The sequence below is a fragment of the Paenibacillus rhizoryzae genome, from assembly GCF_059686995.1.
Window position 1 is genome coordinate 1 of record NZ_JCAALT010000029.1, and the last position, 1,751, is coordinate 1,751.

The window sequence follows — 1,751 nt, forward strand, 5'->3', positions numbered from 1 at the left end:
CTCCCTCTATGGAGAATCGCTTTTCTCTTAAATGCTCGCGTTTTCTTAGATTATGACCAAGTGTTCTTCTTCACAGATAACATCTAGATGGAACGAAGTTGTAGATGAAGAAATTTATGGGGCTGGTAAAGGCGCCAAAAAGTCTCCACCTAGACCACTGTCTGTAAAAAGTGGCTACTCAGGAAAAGTATGGTTGCACCTTTGGATCTCCACATACGCTCATGGCGGTCAACCCTCCCACATCTCGCAGAGTCTACGCTCCCACATTCCTTCATTCAACCTGTCCATGAGGTGGAGGTCAGATATGCTGCCCGACAGGATCTTCGTCCGTATGGATAGTGCCTTTCCGACTCATCCGTGCTTCTTGTTATCTGTTTCTATCATTAGGTCATTATCAAAGGAAAACTTTCTATTAAGCTGCTTGCGGTAATTCTGCGAATCGAGGGATATCTTGAATCATTTTCGCTTCACTGAACTCATGTCCCTTCTTCAATATACCGAACAGGATCCGTATGAGTTTGTTACACAACGCGATGAGAGATTGCATCTTTTTGAGCGGATTTGTTGACCTTTTGGTGTAATACTCGTGCAAAGCTCGGAAGGCTGCATTTTTAGCAACCAACGGCATCATTACCCTAAAGAGTAAGGCGCGAAGGCGTTTTCGGCCTCTTTTGGTTATCTTGGTCTGTCCTTTGTGTGTGCCGGATGAATTTGTTTTCAAATTCAATCCAGCAAGCTTCGAAATCTGCTTGGGATGACGGTACTGGCTAATGTCACCTACTTCAGCAAGGAACCCTGCTATCGTGTCTCTTCCAATCCCCTTCATTGCTAGTAATTGCGGCACATGAGGAATCTGTATGAGTAATTTATCCAATCTTTCTTCCAACTCTTCAAGCTTGTTATGAAGCCATTCGTACTGGGTAAGCAAGAGCTTTAGTTCCATTTTCGCTAACTCTGAACCCGTTCTTATGCCTACTGAACGGCTTGCTGCTTCCTTCAGATTCTTGATCCGACCTAGTCCAAGCCCTCGCTTTGCGACCTCTCTCAGGTGCTGTAGCAAGGTTTCTTCCGGCACTTGAACAAGCTCGTGCGGCATTAAATAAAGGCTTAGCATTTGGATGGCAGATTTGCATTCCCAATCCTTAAACACCGTTAGAAACTCCGGAAAATACCGATCTAGCCAGTTATGGACACGTGCTTGGACCACACAAAGATCAGTCGTTAGGTGATCGCGAATCTTCATCGCTTCCCTCAATTCCGCATAAATGCCCTGAGGAAGGCTTGGTACGGCGTATCTCCCGTCTTTGACCAGTTGTGCAATGACTTTCGCGTCCTTAACGTCATTTTTCGTCGGTGAGTTGTCATCGAGCTCTTTGCTTTTCTTGACGTGCAGCGGATTTACAACACCGTACGCTATTTGATTTTCTCGTAGGAAGTGAGCAAGGTTCAGCCAGTAGTGGCCGGTTGGTTCCATGCCTACCATGACGTCATGGAAGCCGTGCTCCAATGAAATCTTTTGAAACCAGCTCACAAACAACTCGAATCCTGCTTGAGTATTTTCAAACGTAATTGGCTTCCCGAACTCGACTCCGCGGTTGTCTTGTGCGCGAGCCACGTGTTTGAATTTTGCGATGTCTACGCCGACAATTAAGGTAGAAGATGTGATTTGATTAATTCGTTCATTTTGATTAAAATTCATGTTGTGTTCTCCTTGGTTTGTTTTTGGGATCCGTTCAGCCGGCCAGCGTCGT

1 protein-coding gene is annotated in these 1,751 nt (G+C 45.5%); it reads right to left on the reverse strand.

All coding sequences use genetic code 11. The annotated features are described in order from the left end of the window. Positions 1-412: 412 nt before the first annotated feature. Positions 413-1,699 carry an IS110 family RNA-guided transposase gene (locus AC6ESO_RS30420; protein WP_497094615.1) on the reverse strand — a complete coding sequence of 429 codons (1,287 nt, stop codon included), beginning with the start codon at positions 1,697-1,699 and terminating at the stop codon, positions 413-415. Between the last annotated feature and the right edge of the window lie 52 nt (positions 1,700-1,751).

Bases quoted from the DNA above. Each gene is read 5' to 3' on its own strand.
- AC6ESO_RS30420 (WP_497094615.1), bottom strand. From the start codon at position 1,699: ATGAATTTTAATCAAAATGAACGAATTAATCAAATCACATCTTCTACC.